Below are 16,788 nucleotides of genomic sequence, written 5' to 3'. Positions count from 1 at the left end.
CTGCCAGTCGCCTACCGGACGCGGCTGGGGCCAATCCGCATTGAGCGTGCTGCACCGCCACACTACGCTGCCCGGATGACCGCTCCCGCCTACGTTCCCCAGATCCGCCTCTTCCAGAACTGGCTGCGCGACCACCGCGGCCTGGTGTTCGACAGCTACGACGCGCTGTGGCAATGGTCGGTGACCGACCTGCATGGCTTCTGGCAGGCCATCTGGGACTATGCGGGCATCCAGTCGCCCACGCCGCACCGGGCGGTGCTGGCGGACCGGCGGATGCCGGGGGCCGTGTGGTTCCCGGGCGCGCAGGTCAATTACGCGTGGGAGGTGCTGCGCCATGCGGAGCCCGCGCATGCGGCCGGCATGCCGGCGATCGTGAGCGACAACGAGGCCGGCGAGGTGCGCGAGATGTCCTGGCCCGAACTGCGTCGGCAGGTCGCCTCGGTGGCGCTGTCGCTCCGCGCCCTGGGCGTACGGCGCGGCGACCGCGTGGCAGCCTACCTGCCCAACATTCCCGAGACCATGGTGGCCTTCCTGGCCTGCTCCAGCATCGGTGCGGTGTGGAGCGTGTGCGCGCCCGACATGGGCACCGCCGCCGTGGCCGACCGCTTCCGCCAGATCGAGCCCAAGGTGCTGATCGCCGTCGACGGCGTGCACTACGGTCAGAAGGCGCTGGACCGCAGCGCCGTGGTGCGCGAGCTGCGCGCGCAGCTGCCCACCGCCGAGCGCCTGCTGCTGCTGCGCACGCCGCATGCGGCCGAGGCGCTGCCGCACGACATCGACTGGGCGACCGCCAGCGGCCGCGACGACGCCGAGGTCGCCGCCTTCGCGCCCGAATGGCTGCCCTTCGACCATCCGGTGTGGATCGTCTATTCCAGCGGCACCACCGGCCTGCCCAAGCCCATCGTGCACGGCCAGGGCGGCATCCTCATGTCGATGGCGCTGTCGCAGATCCATTACGACCTGGGCAGCAGCTATGCGGCCAACAGCTTCGGCGAGCGCTTCCACTGGTTCAGTTCCACCGGCTGGGTGATGTGGAACGCGCAGCTGTCGGGCCTGGTGTCGGGCACCACCTGCGTCATCTACGACGGCCATCCGGCGCACAGCAAGGAGCAGCCCGACTGGTCGGTGCTGTGGCGCTTCGTGGCGCGCCACGGCGTGACCTTCTTCGGCGCCGGTGCGGCCTACCTCACCAACTGCATGAAGGCCGGCGTGCGCGCGGTGGATTGCGGCGACCTCTCGCGCGTGCGCATCCTCGGCAGCACCGGCTCGCCGCTGGCGGAGGAGGTTCAGCGCTGGGGCAGTGCGCAGATGCAGGAGGCGAAGCTTGCCGCCGCATCACGGGCGGCAGAGGCGGCGGCGTCGAGCGCCGCGCCGGGCCGCCCCAAGCAAGCGAGCGCCCCCTCGGGGGGCAGCGAACCACACGAAGTGGGGAGCGTGGGGGCCCCAGTTTGGTGGTGCAACATCTCGGGGGGCACGGACTTCTGCGGCGCCTTCGTCGGCGGCAACCGCGAGCTGCCCGAGGTGCCGGGCCAGATGCAGTGCCGCTTCATGGGCGCCGCCGTCCATGCCTGGAACGAGAACGGCCAAGCCGTCACCGGCGAGGTGGGCGAGCTGGTCTGCACCGAGCCCATCCCCTCGATGCCGCTGTACTTCTGGAACGACCCGGGCAACGCGCGCTACCTGTCGAGCTATTTCGACACCTACCCCGGCGTCTGGCGGCATGGCGACTGGCTCAAGGTGGGCGCCGACGGCGGCTGCGTCATCTACGGCCGCAGCGACGCCACCATCAACCGCCAGGGCCTGCGCATGGGCACCAGCGAGATCTACAACGCGGTGGAGTCGCTGCCCGAGGTGCTCGACTCCATGGTGGTCGACCTGGAATACCTGGGACGCGACAGCTACATGCCGCTCTTCGTGGTGCTGCGCCCCGGCGTGGCGCTGGACGACGCGATGCGCCGCAAGCTCAACGACGCGATCCGCGCCAGCCTGTCGCCGCGCTTCCTGCCCGACGACATCTTCCAGGTGGCCGAGATCCCGCGCACGCTTTCGGGCAAGAAGCAGGAACTGCCCATCAAGAAGCTGCTGCTGGGCCAGCCGATCGACAAGGTGGTCAACAAGGAGGCCATGGCCAACCCGGGCTGCCTGGGCTGGTACGTGGCGCTTGCCGAGCGGCGGGCGCAGGCAGCGGCCTGAGCCGGCGTCTGTGCTACGCCGGTGGCGCCCCCCGCGCCTGTCACGCCGGTGGTCGATGCGCCGGCGGGGGCACGGGACAATCGGCGTCGACATGCCTTCCCCGTCAGCCACTTCGCGCGGCCTCGTCGCGCTGACCTTCGCCTTCTCCCTCAGCCAGTTCTTCCGCAGCTGCCTTGCGGTCATCGCCCCCGAGCTGCAGCACGACCTCGCACTGTCCCCCGCCGGCTTCGGCGCGCTGTCCTCCAGCTTCTTCCTGGCCTTCGCCGTCGCGCAGGTGCCGGTGGGGGTGGCCTTCGACCGCTGGGGCGTGGGACGGCCCAGCCGCTGGCTGTTGGCCATCGGCGTGGTGTCCGCCGCCCTGCTGGTCGCGGCGCCCAACGGCGCGGTCGCCATGGTGGCGCAGGCAGGCCTGGGGCTGGCCTGTGCGCCGGTCTTCATGGGGCTGATGCACTACGCGGCCGAGCAGTTGCCGCCCGGGCGCTTCGCCGCCTTCATCAGCCGGGCCAATGCAGTGGGCATGGTCGGCTCGCTGGTGGCCACCGCGCCCCTGGGCTGGGCCGCGCATCGCATCGGCTGGCGGCCCGCCATCGCGCTCGGCGGTGTCGCGATGCTGCTGGCCTGCATCGGCGTGTGGCGCCACGTGCGCGACCAGGGGCATGCCCAGGCGCGCGAGGAGAGTCCGGCCGCCATGGTGCTGGCCAGCGCAGGGCTGCTGCAGCGCAAGGCGCTGTGGACGCTCATCCCCATGTGCATCGCGATGGCGGCGGGCACGAGCTTCCGCAATGCCTGGGGCGGCCCCTACTTCGCGCAGGTGTTCGGACTCGACGCCGACGCGCGTGGCCTGGCGCTGATGGCGGTCAGCGGCGGCGGCATCCTGGCTGCGCTGGCCATTCCGCTGGTGGTGCGGCGCAGTTCGCTGCGCACCACGGTGGCGGGCTGGACGGCGTTCTCCCTGGCAGCGGCGCTGGCGCTCACGGCCTGGCCCGCGGTGGGACTGGCGCTGGACTTGACGCTGCTGACCTTCGTGGTCACGGCCGGCATGCTGCATCCGCTGGTCATGAGCCACGGCCGGGAGCTGGTGCCGGCGGCCTTGCGCGGTCGCGGCCTGGGCGTGCTGAACACCTGCGTGTTCCTCGGCTCGGCCGGCGCGTCCTGGGCCTTCGGTCTGATCGCGGAGGCTGGCCAGCGCCGCGGCTGGCCGGTGGACGCCAGTTTTGCCGCCATCTTCGGCTGCGCGGCGGCCTTGCTGCTGGCGGGCCTGCTGCCTTACCTGTTCAGTCCCGGACTGCCGAGACCGGCCGGCGCCGGCCGGGCCTGATCCGCCTCGTGCTCACGCCGCGGACGCCAGGACCGCCGCGCGCAGCCGGTACTCCGCCTGGGCATGGGGCATCGGCTGGCCGCGCTGCAGGGACTCGACCCAGGGGCGGATCACTGGCCGGCTGCGCCAGCGCACGCCCAGGGCCGACAGCAGCGGCTTCGAAGCCCGGCCGAAGGGCAGCAGCTGCACCCGGCCGTCGGGTGCGATGAGCGCCACCATGTGCCGGGCGCCCAGCACCGGCGCAAGGCACCAGGCGGAAAGATCGGGTGCCGGATACAGGGTGACCCGGCCGACCCGCGCCCGCCCGGCGAGCCGGTAGAGCTGGCAGCGGTTCTTGCCCTCGCCGGCCCAGAAGATCGGAATGCCGGACAGGCCGTGGGCCGTGGCGTCCATGGCGCCGTCGTCGGCATGGAGCTCGTCCACCAGTGCGCGCAGCCGCGCCTGCGGGCGATCCGGCGTGACGCGGTACGCGTCCTTGCGCACCCAGCCGAGCGTGCACCAGTGCGGCAGGCTGGTGCGCGCCCAGGTGCCGACGGGCTCGCCGGAGGCGGCGAACCAGTCGCCCAGCAGATGGCGTGCGAAACGGTCGGGCAGGTGCGAGGTCTTCAGCGCCGCCGCCTGCTGCAGGGTCATGCCGTGCAGCGCCAGCACCTGCGCGGCGCGGCCGCGCGCTGGCGTGCTGTCGGGCCAGCGCACGGCATGGTCCAGCGCCTCCTTGAGCTCGCAGACGGGCTCGATCAAGGGGCGCCAGGCATCCGGGACGAAAGGTCCGGTGCGTTCGACGGTGAGCGGAGGGAGGACGACGGTCATGGCGCAGGGGTGGTAGGCGCAACCGGGCCGAGTGGTCGGGCGCCCGTATCGCGCAGTGTTCAATGGGGGCGACTTCGCCGGGGGAGCGCGGCCCGCGCAGGTGCCTGGCGCTGAGCGGATGCCGCGCATGGCGGCCCGCCCTGCGACGCGCAGGGCGGGCGCAACACAGATCGAGCAAGGACACGCCGTGCGACGTCTCCCCCCGGCTCCCTCCGGATCGACCTCGCGATTCTGCGCAGGCCGCCCTTGGATGCGACGGGCTTTCGGCCGCAATGCCGCATTCAGCGGCGGTCTTGGGCCTCCAGCGGTGCGCAGTTGCGTCGCTTCTTCAACAAGCCTGCAGACTGGTCAACAAAGAGGGGAGCGGCTGTGACGCTTGCCGGTGGCGGCACTACAGCCAGTTGCCCGTGCCCTGCGGCATCTGGATGCGGGTGGCGGGGTCGCCGCCGTCCACCAGCGTGCCGATCAGCATGCTCAGCAGCGAGATGAAGATGCTGGCGAACAGCGCGGTCCAGAAGCCCGACACGCGGAAGCCCTTCACCAGCGCCGCCACCAGCAGGATCATGAGCGCGTTGATGACCAGCAGGAAGAGGCCGAAGGTCAGCAGCGTGAGCGGCAGCGTCAGGAAGATCAGCAGCGGCTTGACGATGGCATTGGCCAGGCCCAGGAGCAGCGCCGCCACCACCAGCGCCCCCGACCCGTCGAAGCGCAGCCCGCGGAAGATGTGGCTGGCCACCCAGAGCGAAAAGGCGGTGATGGCCCAGTGGAGGAGGAAGGGCGTGAGGTTCGCGAGCATCGCACGATGATAGGCGGGCATCGGGCCCGGAACGGCCCGCGCCGCAGCGCGCGCACAGGCCGATTCAGCCTCGGCCTACAGGGGCGGCCAACGGCCGGGCCAGCATGGACGCCATTCCATCCACCGGAGAACCACCATGCCCCGTGGCGACAAGTCCACCTACACCGACAAGCAGAAGCGCCAGGCCGAGCACATCGAGGAAGGCTACGAATCGAGAGGCCTGTCCGAGAAGGAGGCCGAGCGCCGTGCCTGGGCCACCGTCAACAAGGAGACGGGCGGCGGCAAGAAGAGCGGCGCCGGCCGCGGCCATGCCGTCGACCATGCGCCTTCGCGCCAGGGCGGGCATGCGGGCGGCGCCGCGTCGGCTTCGCGTTCCGCCGCCGAACGCTCCGCCTCGGCGAAGAAGGCGGCGGCCACCCGCAGGCGCAACGCGGCAGCCAAGCACTGAGCGATGCGGTCCGCCCCGGCGCGGCGGACACACAGGCCCCGCGACGGGGGCTTGGCGGCTTGCGCAGGATCAAGGCGGCCCGCTGACGGCTTGCCTACCCTGCGGGCTTCACAACCGACTGCGTGGAGCAACGACGATGGCCGCCTTGCAATGGTCCCAAGCCCTGGTGCTGGACGCCCCCGTGATGGATCGCACCCATGAGGAGTTCGTGGCGCTGCTGGCAGAGGTCGAGGACAGCCGGGACGACCAGCTGCTCCCGGGCTGGAGCGCCTTGATCGACCACACCGACGCGCACTTCGCGCGGGAGGACCAGTGGATGCGCGCGACGGGCTTTTCCAGCGCCAATTGCCACAGCGTGCAGCACAAGGTCGTTCTGCAGGCCATGCGCGACGGGCTGGCGGCGGGACGGCGCGGCGATCTGCCGCTCGTGCGCGAGATGGCGCGTCAGCTCGGCGCGTGGTTCGTGCACCACGCACAGACCATGGATGCGGGCCTGGCCCTGCACCTGCGCAGCATGGGCTTCGACATGGAGACAGGCGACATTGGCCGGCCCCACGCCCTGCCGACGCAACCGTTGCAGGGATGCGGGTCTGCAGCGTGCTCCCCGACCGACCAGCACGCCGTCGCCACGGCGGCCTGAGCGGGCCTGCCCCTAGAAGCGCGTCGGGCTCGCCCCGACCAGCTGCCGTGTGATGGCAGCGCGCACCAGCGGCATGCGGCGGGCCGCGTCCAGCACCAGACGCCCCACGAGACGTTGCGGGCCGCCTTCGCTCGCGTAGAGCCGCGCGAGCGCGTTGGTGCCGTGATAGATCAGCGCGGTCTCGCGCCGGTGCCGCGCCTCGTAGCGGGCCAGTCGGTCTGCGCGGCCCGGGTCGGTGGCGTGCATCCGGTCGCCGAGCGCGGCCGCCAGGCTCTGCACGCCCTGCAGTCCCAGGTTGAAGCCATGGGCCGTGACCGGGTGCATGCCCACGGCGGCGTCCCCGGCCAGGGCGAAGCGGTGGCCGGCGAACCGCTCGGCATAGGTGGCCACCAGCGGATAGGCATGCCGCTCCCCGGCCAGGCGCAGCGGGCCCAGATGGTCGCCGAAGTGGCGTTGAATCTCCTTGGCGAAGTCGGCTGCAGGCGCGGCGCAGAGCCGGCGGGCCCGCGCGCCGGGCACCGTCAGCACCGCCGAGCTGAAGCGTCCCCGCAGCGGCAGCATGGCCAGCGTCTGCGCGGAGCCGAAGCATTCGTGTGCCACCTCGCCGTGATCGGCCGAATCATGGGCCACGCGGCAGACCACCATGGTGCGTCCGAAGTCATGCGAGGCGGCGCCGGTGCCGAGTTGTCGCCGCAGCTCGGAGAAGCGGCTGTCGGCCGCCACCACGAGCCGGGCCGGCAACCGCCCGCCGCCCCCGTGGACGAGGACCGCGTGGTCCACCCCGATGTCCACCCGCTGCACGCGTTGGCCGGGCAGCAGCCGCAGCCCGGGCTGAGCCGCCGCTGTCTGGAAGCAGGCGCGGCGGATCGCGTGGTTGGCCACGATGGCGCCCAGTGCCTCGGCGCCCTTGCCGGATGCATGGAAGCGCAGGGCCGTCGAGGTCGGGCCGCCCTGGGTCACGCGCGCTTCGCGGATGCGGCCGATCGCATCGTCGGGCAGGCGCTCCCAGATGCCCCATGCGCGCAACAGGCCGATGCTGGTGTGCGTCAGCGCGATCTCGCGGCCATCGTCCGCAGGCGCAGCAAGGGCCGCTTCGTCCTGGTGATCGAGCACGGCCACGGCGTGACCCCGCCGGGCCAGCGCGATGCCGAGGGCCAGGCCCGTGGGACCGGCGCCCACGATGGCGATGTCGAGCGGATCGGTAAGCGGCATGGGCGGATCGAGGTGGCGGTGGGCGCGTCCATTGTGGGCAGCCGCGCGCCGGGCCGGCTTGACGGTGCTCAAGCCTGCCCAGCCGCGTCCTCGATCAGCGCGTACACCGTCAAGGGCGCCTGCCGGCCGCGCAACAGGGCCTCGGTGGCGATGCGCCGCGCCGGCAGGCGCCCCGCCACGCCTTCCCAGGTGGTTTCCGAGATCAGGATCCGCGTGCCCAGCGCGGTGTTGAGCTCCTCGATCCGGCTTGCGACGTTGACCGCATCGCCGATGGCCGTGTAGGCCAGCCGGTCATTGGAGCCCAGCACGCCCGCGATGACCGGCCCGGTGTGGATGCCGATGCGGGTCGGCAGCGGCACACGGCCTGCGGCACGGGCGTCTGCGTTGAATGCATCGACCGCGGCCTGCAACTCCAGCGCCGCGCGGCAGGCACTCAGCTCGGCATCCGCCCGGGCGGCAGGTGCGCCCCACAGCACCATCATCCCGTCGCCGATGTACTTGTCGATCGTGCCGCCGTGGCGGGCGATCACCGCGGCCGTCAGGTTGAAGTAGTCCGTGAGTTGCGCGACCAGCACCGGCGCGGGCATGCCCTCGGCCAGACCGGTGAAGCCCGCGATGTCGGTGAACATGATCGTCACCCGCCGCAGCTGGCCGTTGGCGCCCAGGGGCAGCCCCTGGGCCATCAGCTGGCGCACCAGCTGCACCGGCACGAACTGCCGGAAGGCGCGCAGTCCGCGGGCGGAGTCGTCCAGGGCCTGCGCCAGGTGCTGGATCTCCAGCACGCGGCTCTGCGCGGGGGGCGGGCCGTCCAGCTCCAGCCGTCCGATGCGGCGGGCGAATTCGGCCAGGCGCTCGACCGGGGCCGTGACGCGGCGGGCCAGGCGCAGCGACAGCAGCAGTACCACGCCGAGCAGCCCCAGCGCCGCGGCCATCGCGCCCCCGACCGCCCGGTGCACCCCGCCGAGCACGCGCTCCTCGGGCACCCAGCTGACCAGCCGCCAGCCGGTCGCCACGATCACCGACGTCTGCACGAGGTAGCGCTCGCCGCGGTAGGTGAGCGCGAAGCTGGTGGCGCCCGCGCGGGCCAGGGGTTCGCGCAGGGCCGCGAGCACGCCGTCCGAGGGCGATTCCAGGCGGGTGATGCGGCCCGGCCGGTCGCTGCGCGCCAGCACCCGCAGGTCGGCGCTGAGCAATGCGCTGTCGCCTTCTCCGGCGCGTGCGAACTGGCGCACGAAGTCCGACAACCGGCCCAGGGTCACGTCCCCCGCCGCCACCTGGTCCGGCGCGTCGTTGTCGCGCGTGCGCAGATCGGGCCGCGCGTAGGTCACGCCCAGCTCGTGGGCCACCTGGAACTCGTAAGGGGCGGTCCACACCGGCCGTCCGGCCTGCGTGGCCTGGCGATACCAGGGGCCCGCGAGCGGGTCGTAATCGCTGGTGATGGTGCGCTGGCGTGTGGTCGCGAAGCGCTGCGCCGGCATCAGCCGCAGATCGGGCCGCACCTTGTAGTCCCAGGTCTCGGTGGTGGCGTCGTGCCCGCGCACGATGTGACGCACCGCCAGATCGGGGTAGCGCTGCACCATCAGCATGCGCGCGCGTGCGTCGGCCACGTACAGGCTGTCGAGCTCGGGCGCCTGCTGCAGCAGCACCCACAGCAGCTCGGCGGTGTCGTCGGCGCTGCTGCCGGCCGGGGCGAGATGCGGCGCCTGCACCATCGCGTCCACCGCCGTGGATGCCCGGGCCAGGAAGTCCTCGACCTTCTCCTGGACCCGCTGATGGTTGGCCCGCTGCGCGCCTTCGCCGAAGGACGCGACCAGCCGCTGCGCGCCCCAGCCGACCAGCGCGATGAGCAGCAGCGACTGCGCAAGGACCAGCGCCGAGATGAGGGTGCCCACGTCGACCCGGAAGCGACGGGAACGGGGCAGGGAGGACGCAGACGACATGCAGACGAAGCAGAGTGCCGCAGCAGGACCGTCGGCGGTCCATGATCTTGCGGGCCGCGGACCGTCGCCGCCGTGATTCGCGGGGGTGCGGGCGCGGCGATGCTGCATGTCGTGGGTCCATACCGACATAGCGTCAAGCAACGTTGCGGAGCGGGTCGGCCGTTTTGCATTTCGGCAGCCTGTCGGCGCACGCTTACCGCCCAAGGCGGTGCAGGCGCCGGCGCCTGCCCCGGAACAACTCCTACGCTCGGGCGCATGAATGATCCCCATGCCCCCCGCACCGGCCAGGCGCCCCCCACCCTCTCGCGAGAGGCCTTCCACGTGCAGTTCATGCAGGTCTTCCAGGACCCGGCCTTCCGTCCGGAGGCCGAGGCGATCGGCCGGATCGAACAGGTCGCCTGGGAGGCCTACGAGGACGGGCGCAAGGCCCCGGTGACGCGCAAGGCAGGGCCGGGCTATGCCGATCCCGACTATGACCTGTCCGTCGACTGGATCGAGGCTCGTGCGCGCATCGACGCGGCGCAGGCCGCCTGGGGCAAGGCCGAGACGCGCTCGCGCGTCTTGCTCATCAACGGTTCTCCGCGCAACGACGGCACCTGCCCGGGTGAGATGTCCAAGAGCTGGCGGCTGCTGCAGCTCGCGCGCGAGGTCCTGGAGGCGCAGGGCCTGCAGTGCGACGTGCTGGACCTGAGCCGGGTCACCTCCGACTACGACCGGCAGATCCATCCCTGCAAGGGCTGCGCATCCACCGCCATGCCGCTGTGCCACTGGCCGTGCAGCTGCTACCCCAACCATTCGCTGCGACAGACCGGCGACTGGATGAACGAGATCTACGAGCGCTGGGTGGCCGCACACGGGGTGATGATCTTCACGCCCACCCATTGGTATCAGGCCCCCACGCCGCTCAAGGCCATGATCGACCGGCTCGTCTGTGCCGACGGCGGCAATCCCGACCCCACCTCGACCCACGGCAAGAAGGCCGCGCAGGCCAAGGCGCTGGAGCTGGAGGGTTGGGACTATCCCAAGCACCTGGACGGGCGGGTCTATGGCGTGGTGGTGCACGGCGACGTGGCGGGCATCGAAAGCCTGCGCCGCAACCTGTGCGACTGGCTGGACTGGATCGGCCTCATCGATGCCGGCACCCAGGCCAAGCTCGACCGCTACATCGGCTATTACGAACCGTACGCCACCAGCCACGAGACGCTCGATGCCGACGAGGCCATGCAGGAAGAGGCGCGCAATGCGGCCCGGGCCGTGGCCAATGCCGTCGGCCTTTTGAGGGCGGGCCAGCTTTCTCGGCCGGACGCCCGGCTCGCACGGCCGCGTCCCAAGTAAGTCATTGCAACGGTCACGGGGGAGGTCGCCGGGCGATCTCCTCGATTCCTGCCCGATCGGCGGGCACCATTCACGCTTCTTTACCTGGGACAACCCGCCGCTTACCGAGTCACAACCGGGGCTTGACCTCGGCGGCGCACAGTCGACCCCACGCTGCCGATCCGGTGGCGGTCTTCGGAAAGGAAGCAACCATGAAATCCCATCGTCATTCCCTCCTCGTGGCCGGCCTGATGGCCTGCGCCGCATTCACTGCCTCTGCACAGCCCGCACCGGCCGATCCGGCGGGCGTCATGCCGCCGGCCGCGGGCGCGCAAGCCGAGCGCCACGGCAAGGCCATGGACCCCCAGCAACGCATGGAACGGATGAAGGCGCGCCATGCCAAGCGCATGGCCGATCTGAAGGCCAAGTTGCAGCTCACGGGCGCGCAGCAGTCGGCATGGGAGAGCTATGCCGGCGCCTTCACCCCGCCCGCCATGCCGCCGGGGCCCCGCCCGGATGTGGCCAAGATGACCACGCCGGAACGGCTGGACCGCATGCAGGCCCGTCAGGCCGAACACCAGGCCCGTTTCGCGAAGATCGCGGATGCGACACGCACCTTCTATTCGCAGCTGACGCCCCAGCAGCGGCAGACCTTCGACGCGGAAACCGTGCCGCGCATGCATGCACGTGGTGACCATCCGCGCGGACACGGTCCCCGCCCGGACGCTGCGCCGCGCGGTTGACGCGGGCGCAGCCCCCCAACGAAAACGCCCGGCCGATTGGCCGGGCGTTTTCCTTTGACCGTTCGGCCGCTGAAGGCCGATGGTCGCCTTACTTGGGCGTGCCGGTCATGTTCTTCGGGTTGGTCGGCACATCGGGACGCTCACCGGTGTTGCCCTTGGGGCGGCGCTGCATGTCGGCCTTGGCATCGGAGCGCACTTCCGCGCGGGTGTTCTGGTTGACCGGCGGGGTGGCGTTGGGTTGACCATTCATCATGGTGCTGGCCGTGCCGCCCGGCGTGGTGGTGTTGTCCTGCATGCGGTTGTTGGCGCGAGCCTCGGCACGCACGTTGTCCCGCTGGGCCGGCATGGTGCCGTCCGGGCGCTGCGTGGGGTTGGGCACGCCGGCCGGGGTCATGGTGCTGGCCTGGCCCTGCGTGGCGGGCACGGACGTCTGGGCGATGGCGCTGGCGCCGATGGCCATCAGGCCGGCAGCTGCGAGGGCGGACAGGGTGCGAGTGGTGCGGGTCATGAGACTCTCCTTCGAATTGGATGAAGTTGCGGGATGACGTCGCCATCCCGACGACGTGCAAGCACCGTAGCGGCGCCACAGGCTCGTCCCGTGTGGGCGATGGCTGCGCACCCCTGTAGGAGCCGCATCCGCGCAGGCCGCTGCCGAAGCGAAAGCGGCTGGCGAAAAAATGGGCGCGGGGAACCGGACGCGCTCCTACAGTCCGTATCTGCCGGGCCGCCTACAACACCGTCCGTGTCTTCACTGCCTCAATCCGACCTGTCCACGCCGCGCACGGAGCCTCTGGGTGCGCCCGCAGGCGCTCGCGCCGAGCCCCTTGCTTCGACCCCTGGCGTGCGTCGCCTCAAGGTGATGACGGTGAACACGCACAAGGGCTTCACCGCCCTCAACCGACGTTTCATCCTGCCGGAACTGAGGGAGGCGGTGCGCACCGTCGGGGCGGACGTTGTCTTCCTGCAGGAGGTCCTGGGCACGCACGAGCGCCATGCCCGCCGGGTCGACAACTGGCCGGAGGCACCGCACTATGAATTCCTTGCCGACACGATGTGGCCCCAGTTCGCCTATGGCCGGAACGCGGTCTATCCGCGGGGGCACCATGGCAATGCGCTCCTGTCCAAGTTCCCGATCGTCCACCACCGCAACCATGATGTGTCGGTGGCGGGGCCAGAGAAACGGGGACTGCTGCATTGCGTGATCCGGATGCCCGGTGTGGCGGGTGACATCCATGCCATCTGCGCCCACCTGGGGTTGGCCGAATCGCATCGCCAGCAGCAGCTGGAGTTGCTGTGCCACATCGTGCGCGACGAGGTGCCCGCCGATGCGCCGCTCGTCGTGGCGGGCGACTTCAACGACTGGCGCAGCCGCGCCAACCAGGTGCTCGAAGACGGTGCGGGCCTGAAGGAGGTCTTCATGACCGCCAACGGCAAGCCGGCCCGGACCTTTCCTGCGCGGTTCCCGCTGCTCCCGCTGGACCGCATCTATGTGCGCAATGCGAGCGTGTCCTCGCCCGTCGTGCTGCCGCGAACGCCCTGGTCCCATCTGTCGGATCACGCACCGCTGGTGGCCGAGATCCACCTGTGACCCTTCCTGGAACTCTTCTGCCCATGGAGCGACTGCGACCATGACTGCGCCCACATGGCATCCCGACAACGACGTCGAACTGCTCGAGAACGGTGAGGCCTTCTTTCCGCGGGTCTTCGAGGCCATCCGCCGCGCCGAGCGCGAGGTGGTGATCGAGACCTTCATCCTGTTCGAGGACAAGGTCGGCTTGGCGCTGCACGAAGTGCTGTGCGAGGCAGGCCGCCGCGGTGTGAGCATCGACCTGATGATCGACGGCTTCGGTTCGCCCGATCTGTCTGCACGCTTCCTTGGCGAGCTGGCGGCCGCCGGGGTGAAGGTGCGCGTCTTCGACCCCGGCGAACGCGTCTTCGGAAAACGCCTGAACGTGTTCCGACGCATGCATCGCAAGATCGTGGTGGTCGACGGCTGGCGCGCGTTCATCGGTGGCATCAACTATTCGGCAGATCATCTGGCCGACTTCGGTCCCGAGGCCAAGCAGGACTATTCGGTGGAGTTGCGAGGCCCCATCGTCGGCGAGCTGCATCGCTTCGTGTTGCGCGAGATCGCCCTGGGCGCGCGCAAGCCCCGGTGGTATCGGCGGCGCATGAAGCGTGTGCTGGCGCTGCAGCAGGCAAGCGTGAACCATGCCGCACCGCCGGCAACGGTCCGGCTGCGGGGACCGCAGGCCGCCCAGGGCATCCAGGCCCTGCTGGTCACGCGCGACAACCGCCACCACACGACCGACATCGAGCGCCACTACCTGGACGCGATCCGCAAGGCACGTCACCGCGTAGTGATCGCCAACGCCTATTTCTTTCCGGGCTATCGCTTCATCAAGGCGCTGCGGCAAGCGGCGCGGCGGGGTGTGGACGTGCGGCTCATCCTGCAAGGCGAGCCCGACATGCCCATCGTGAAGAAGGCGGCGAGCATGCTCTATCACCACCTGCTGCATGCCGGGGTTCGCATCTATGAATACTGCGAGCGGCCTCTGCACGGCAAGGTGGCCCTGGTGGACGACAGCTGGAGCACGGTGGGTTCGAGCAATCTGGATCCGCTGTCGCTCTCGCTCAATCTGGAGGCCAACGTCGTGTTGCGCGGCGAAGGCTTCAACCGTGTGCTCGCCGAGCGCCTGGAGCATCTGATGCGCCACAGCTGCAAGCAGATCGCCCCCGAGGATCTCACCGAGGAGTGGAGCGGTTGGCGGCTGGTGCGCAGCTTCTTCGTCTTTCACTTCCTGCGCTGGTATCCCTCGCTCACGAGCTGGCTGCCCCGGCATGCGCCGCAGCTCAAGCCGGCCGTGCCGCCGCCAGCGACGACGGCGGCGATGGGCGCACAGCCGGCCGACGCGGTCTGACCACCATGCCCGGCTCCGCACGCGCAGCGGCCCAGCCCGGTGCGCCGGCGCGCCCTTGGTGGCCCTGGCTCAAACGCATCGCGCTGTGGGTCTTCCTGTGCGGCGTGGCCTGGCTGATCGTCCGGCAGGCCCGCACCATCGAATGGGACGAGGTGCTCGATGCGCTGCAGGCACTGCCCCTCGCGCTGGTGGCCGCGGCGGCCGCGATGGCGGCGGCGAGCTTTGCGCTCTACACCACCTTCGACCTGCTCGGCCGACACCTCACGGGCCATCGGCTGCGCACGCCGACGGTGATGGGCGTGGCCTTCATCAGCTATGCCTTCAATCTGAACTTCGGCTCATTGGTGGGCGGTGTGGCCTTCCGCTACCGGCTCTACTCGCGGTTGGGGCTGCGCGCTTCGGACATCACACGGGTGTTGGGCTTTTCGATGCTCACCAACTGGATCGGCTACCTGCTGGTGGCGGGCGCGGCCTTTGCCCTGTCGCCGCTGGTGCTGCCGGACGAATGGCGCATCGACAGTGGGGGTCTGCGGATCCTGGGCGTCGCGCTGCTCGCGGTGGCGACGGGCTATCTGGCGATGTGCGCGCTCGCCGGCGGCCGTGCGTTGACGGTGCGGGGCCACATCTTGGAAGTGCCTTCGCTGCGCATGGGCGCGCTGCAGCTGTTGCTGTCGGCGGCCAACTGGTCGCTCATGGGCGCGATCGTGTGGCTGCTGCTGCAGGGGCGCATCGACTATCCGCAAGTGCTGGCGGTGCTGCTCGTGGCGGCAGTGGCCGGTGTGATCACCCACGTGCCAGCGGGCCTGGGCGTGCTCGAAGCCGTCTTCGTCGCACTGCTGTCGCACCAGGTGCCGCAGGGGCCGTTGCTGGGCGCGTTGCTGGCCTATCGGGCCGTCTACTACCTTCTGCCGTTGATGGTGGCGCTGGTGCTCTACGGCATCACCGAGTGGCGCGTCAGGCATCGACGCAAGACCTGAATGGGCGCGGGGCCTTGGAGCCACGGGGTTGAGCGCTGTATATTCATCCAGTGGACCTCCAGCGCAAACTCGCCATCCTCGCCGACGCGGCCAAATACGACGCTTCGTGCGCGTCTTCCGGCACCGACAAGCGCGATTCGCGCGGCGGACGGGGCATGGGTTCCACCGAAGGCATGGGCATCTGCCACAGCTATGCGCCCGATGGCCGCTGCATCTCGCTGCTGAAGATCCTGCTGACCAACTTCTGCCAGTACGACTGCCTCTACTGCATCAACCGCGTCAGCAGCAATGTGCCGCGGGCGCGCTTCTCGGTCGACGAGGTGGTCCACCTCACGCTCGACTTCTACGCCCGCAACTGCATCGAAGGGCTGTTCCTGTCCAGCGGCATCATTCGCAGCCCCGACTACACCATGGAGCAGCTGGTGGAGGTCGCGCGCCTCCTGCGCGAAGAGCACGACTTCCGGGGCTACATCCATCTCAAGACCATTCCCGACGCCGACCCCGTGCTGCTGGCCCGCGCAGGCCGCTATGCCGACCGGCTGAGCATCAATGTCGAATTGCCCACGCCGGCCGGGCTGGAGGCGCTGGCACCCGAGAAGGACGCCACGGCCATTCGCCGCTCGATGGCGCGCATGGCCGTCCACATCGGCAACGCCCGTGGCGAGGCCGGCGACGATGCCGTGGCGGCGGCCAAGGCGGTGTCTCTGCCCGTGACCGGGCCGCGGCGCGGCAAGGCTCCGCGCTTCGCGCCGGCCGGCCAGAGTACTCAGATGATCGTCGGCGCCGATGCGGCCACCGATGCCTCGATCCTGGACACCAGCGCCAACCTCTATGGCGCCTACCGGCTTCGACGCGTGTACTACTCGGCGTTCAGCCCGATTCCGGACGCCGCCAGCCGGCTGCCGCCCGCCGCTCCGCCCCTCATGCGCGAGCACCGGCTCTACCAGGCCGACTGGCTCATGCGCTTCTATGGCTTCGAGCACCACGAGATCGTGCCCTCGTCGCAGCAGGGCATGCTGGCGCTGGACGTCGACCCCAAGCTGGCATGGGCGCTGGCGCATCGGGAGCGCTTTCCCGTGGACCTCAACACGGCCCCGCGTGAATTGCTGCTGCGCGTACCCGGCCTGGGCGTGCGCGCGGTGCAACAGCTGGTGGCAGCGCGCCGCCATCGTCGGCTGCGTGCCGAGGATTTGCGCCGCCTGCGCGTACCGGTGGCGCGCGTGATGCCTTTCGTGCAGCTCGACGGCCACCGGCCGGCCCGGGCACTCGAATCGCCCGAGTTGCGTGCCCGCCTCACCCAGCGGGCAGCGCCTGCGCAAGCCAGCCTGTTCTGAACGGGGGGCATTGCACATGCCTTTGGCGGGTTGCAGTGGACGTGCGGTTTTCGAGCGCCGGTGGCCCTGTGCATACGGTGCAGGCCCCCACTGACCCGGCTACCTGAATCCGACCTGTACGCAGCGGGTCACCTGCCTACAA

15 protein-coding genes are annotated in these 16,788 nt (G+C 70.5%); 10 read left to right on the top strand and 5 right to left on the bottom strand.

Going from position 1 to position 16,788, the window contains the following annotated elements; genetic code table 11:
* Nucleotides 1-75: 75 nt before the first annotated feature.
* Both BXA03_RS05960 and BXA03_RS05955 read left to right on the top strand, forming a co-directional pair.
* Entirely contained in the window at nt 76-2,193 is a 2,118-nt protein-coding gene (locus BXA03_RS05960) for an acetoacetate--CoA ligase (RefSeq protein WP_076505042.1), read from the top strand.
* 91 nt (nt 2,194-2,284) lie between these two features.
* Nucleotides 2,285-3,511, top strand: coding sequence for an MFS transporter (locus BXA03_RS05955; protein ID WP_234983613.1), 1,227 nt, complete (start codon nt 2,285-2,287; stop codon nt 3,509-3,511).
* Nucleotides 3,512-3,523: 12 nt separating this feature from the next.
* On the opposite strand, the gene BXA03_RS05950 is transcribed toward BXA03_RS05955, so the two are convergent.
* Together BXA03_RS05950 and BXA03_RS05945 are read right to left on the bottom strand one after the other, a co-directional pair.
* Nucleotides 3,524-4,321 (bottom strand): hypothetical protein, encoded by a 798-nt coding sequence (locus BXA03_RS05950; protein ID WP_076505036.1) that lies wholly within the window; start codon nt 4,319-4,321, stop codon nt 3,524-3,526.
* 391 nt (nt 4,322-4,712) lie between these two features.
* Nucleotides 4,713-5,117: a phage holin family protein gene (locus BXA03_RS05945; RefSeq protein ID WP_076505738.1), complete on the bottom strand. Its 405-nt coding sequence runs from the start codon at nt 5,115-5,117 to the stop codon at nt 4,713-4,715.
* A 136-nt stretch (nt 5,118-5,253) separates the two neighbouring features.
* Here BXA03_RS05945 and BXA03_RS05940 point away from each other — a divergent pair, with 136 nt between their 5' ends.
* On the top strand, nt 5,254-5,565 hold the full coding sequence (locus BXA03_RS05940; protein WP_076505033.1) for a plasmid stabilization protein: 312 nt from the start codon (nt 5,254-5,256) through the stop codon (nt 5,563-5,565).
* Between the two features lie 136 nt (nt 5,566-5,701).
* Nucleotides 5,702-6,205, top strand: a complete 504-nt coding sequence (locus tag BXA03_RS05935; RefSeq protein WP_076505030.1) for a hemerythrin domain-containing protein — start codon at nt 5,702-5,704, stop codon at nt 6,203-6,205.
* 12 nt (nt 6,206-6,217) lie between these two features.
* Here the strand turns inward: BXA03_RS05935 and ubiM are convergent, their stop codons facing one another.
* Nucleotides 6,218-7,417, bottom strand: a complete 1,200-nt coding sequence (ubiM, locus tag BXA03_RS05930; protein WP_076505028.1) for a 5-demethoxyubiquinol-8 5-hydroxylase UbiM — start codon at nt 7,415-7,417, stop codon at nt 6,218-6,220.
* 68 nt (nt 7,418-7,485) lie between these two features.
* A complete protein-coding gene (locus BXA03_RS05925; protein ID WP_234983612.1) occupies nt 7,486-9,309 on the bottom strand; it encodes an adenylate/guanylate cyclase domain-containing protein in 1,824 nt (607 codons plus the stop codon).
* 303 nt (nt 9,310-9,612) lie between these two features.
* Between BXA03_RS05925 and BXA03_RS05920 the strand changes: the two genes are divergently transcribed.
* Together BXA03_RS05920 and BXA03_RS05915 are read left to right on the top strand one after the other, a co-directional pair.
* Nucleotides 9,613-10,692, top strand: a complete 1,080-nt coding sequence (locus BXA03_RS05920; protein ID WP_076505022.1) for a flavodoxin family protein — start codon at nt 9,613-9,615, stop codon at nt 10,690-10,692.
* A 191-nt stretch (nt 10,693-10,883) separates the two neighbouring features.
* On the top strand, nt 10,884-11,414 hold the full coding sequence (locus tag BXA03_RS05915) for a Spy/CpxP family protein refolding chaperone (protein WP_076505019.1): 531 nt from the start codon (nt 10,884-10,886) through the stop codon (nt 11,412-11,414).
* Between the two features lie 88 nt (nt 11,415-11,502).
* Here the strand turns inward: BXA03_RS05915 and BXA03_RS05910 are convergent, their stop codons facing one another.
* Nucleotides 11,503-11,922 carry a hypothetical protein gene (locus tag BXA03_RS05910; protein WP_076505017.1) on the bottom strand — a complete coding sequence of 140 codons (420 nt, stop codon included), beginning with the start codon at nt 11,920-11,922 and terminating at the stop codon, nt 11,503-11,505.
* A 351-nt stretch (nt 11,923-12,273) separates the two neighbouring features.
* Here BXA03_RS05910 and BXA03_RS05905 point away from each other — a divergent pair, with 351 nt between their 5' ends.
* From BXA03_RS05905 to BXA03_RS05890, 4 genes are read left to right on the top strand one after another with little or no spacing between them, the layout of a single operon-like run.
* Complete coding sequence (locus tag BXA03_RS05905) at nt 12,274-13,002, top strand: endonuclease/exonuclease/phosphatase family protein (protein ID WP_076505737.1); 729 nt, start codon at nt 12,274-12,276, stop codon at nt 13,000-13,002.
* A 40-nt stretch (nt 13,003-13,042) separates the two neighbouring features.
* Nucleotides 13,043-14,335, top strand: a complete 1,293-nt coding sequence (gene clsB, locus BXA03_RS05900; protein WP_076505014.1) for a cardiolipin synthase ClsB — start codon at nt 13,043-13,045, stop codon at nt 14,333-14,335.
* A 5-nt stretch (nt 14,336-14,340) separates the two neighbouring features.
* Nucleotides 14,341-15,312 carry a lysylphosphatidylglycerol synthase domain-containing protein gene (locus tag BXA03_RS05895; RefSeq protein ID WP_076505011.1) on the top strand — a complete coding sequence of 324 codons (972 nt, stop codon included), beginning with the start codon at nt 14,341-14,343 and terminating at the stop codon, nt 15,310-15,312.
* A 50-nt stretch (nt 15,313-15,362) separates the two neighbouring features.
* Entirely contained in the window at nt 15,363-16,646 is a 1,284-nt protein-coding gene (locus tag BXA03_RS05890; RefSeq protein WP_076505009.1) for a putative DNA modification/repair radical SAM protein, read from the top strand.
* Nucleotides 16,647-16,788: the final 142 nt, after the last annotated feature.

The organism is Pseudacidovorax sp. RU35E, from assembly GCF_900156165.1.
Lineage (GTDB): Bacteria > Pseudomonadota > Gammaproteobacteria > Burkholderiales > Burkholderiaceae_C > Xenophilus.
This window is presented reverse-complemented; position numbering and strand designations above follow the sequence as displayed.

What these genes read in the sequence shown, in the direction of transcription:
- BXA03_RS05960 (WP_076505042.1), top strand. Translation starts at nt 76, where the DNA reads ATGACCGCTCCCGCCTACGTTCCCCAGATCCGCCTCTTCCAGAACTGG.
- BXA03_RS05955 (WP_234983613.1), top strand. Translation starts at nt 2,285, where the DNA reads ATGCCTTCCCCGTCAGCCACTTCGCGCGGCCTCGTCGCGCTGACCTTC.
- BXA03_RS05950 (WP_076505036.1), bottom strand. Translation starts at nt 4,321, where the DNA reads ATGACCGTCGTCCTCCCTCCGCTCACCGTCGAACGCACCGGACCTTTC.
- BXA03_RS05945 (WP_076505738.1), bottom strand. Translation starts at nt 5,117, where the DNA reads ATGCTCGCGAACCTCACGCCCTTCCTCCTCCACTGGGCCATCACCGCC.
- BXA03_RS05940 (WP_076505033.1), top strand. Translation starts at nt 5,254, where the DNA reads ATGCCCCGTGGCGACAAGTCCACCTACACCGACAAGCAGAAGCGCCAG.
- BXA03_RS05935 (WP_076505030.1), top strand. Translation starts at nt 5,702, where the DNA reads ATGGCCGCCTTGCAATGGTCCCAAGCCCTGGTGCTGGACGCCCCCGTG.
- ubiM (WP_076505028.1), bottom strand. Translation starts at nt 7,417, where the DNA reads ATGCCGCTTACCGATCCGCTCGACATCGCCATCGTGGGCGCCGGTCCC.
- BXA03_RS05920 (WP_076505022.1), top strand. Translation starts at nt 9,613, where the DNA reads ATGAATGATCCCCATGCCCCCCGCACCGGCCAGGCGCCCCCCACCCTC.
- BXA03_RS05915 (WP_076505019.1), top strand. Translation starts at nt 10,884, where the DNA reads ATGAAATCCCATCGTCATTCCCTCCTCGTGGCCGGCCTGATGGCCTGC.
- BXA03_RS05910 (WP_076505017.1), bottom strand. Translation starts at nt 11,922, where the DNA reads ATGACCCGCACCACTCGCACCCTGTCCGCCCTCGCAGCTGCCGGCCTG.
- BXA03_RS05905 (WP_076505737.1), top strand. Translation starts at nt 12,274, where the DNA reads ATGACGGTGAACACGCACAAGGGCTTCACCGCCCTCAACCGACGTTTC.
- clsB (WP_076505014.1), top strand. Translation starts at nt 13,043, where the DNA reads ATGACTGCGCCCACATGGCATCCCGACAACGACGTCGAACTGCTCGAG.
- BXA03_RS05895 (WP_076505011.1), top strand. Translation starts at nt 14,341, where the DNA reads ATGCCCGGCTCCGCACGCGCAGCGGCCCAGCCCGGTGCGCCGGCGCGC.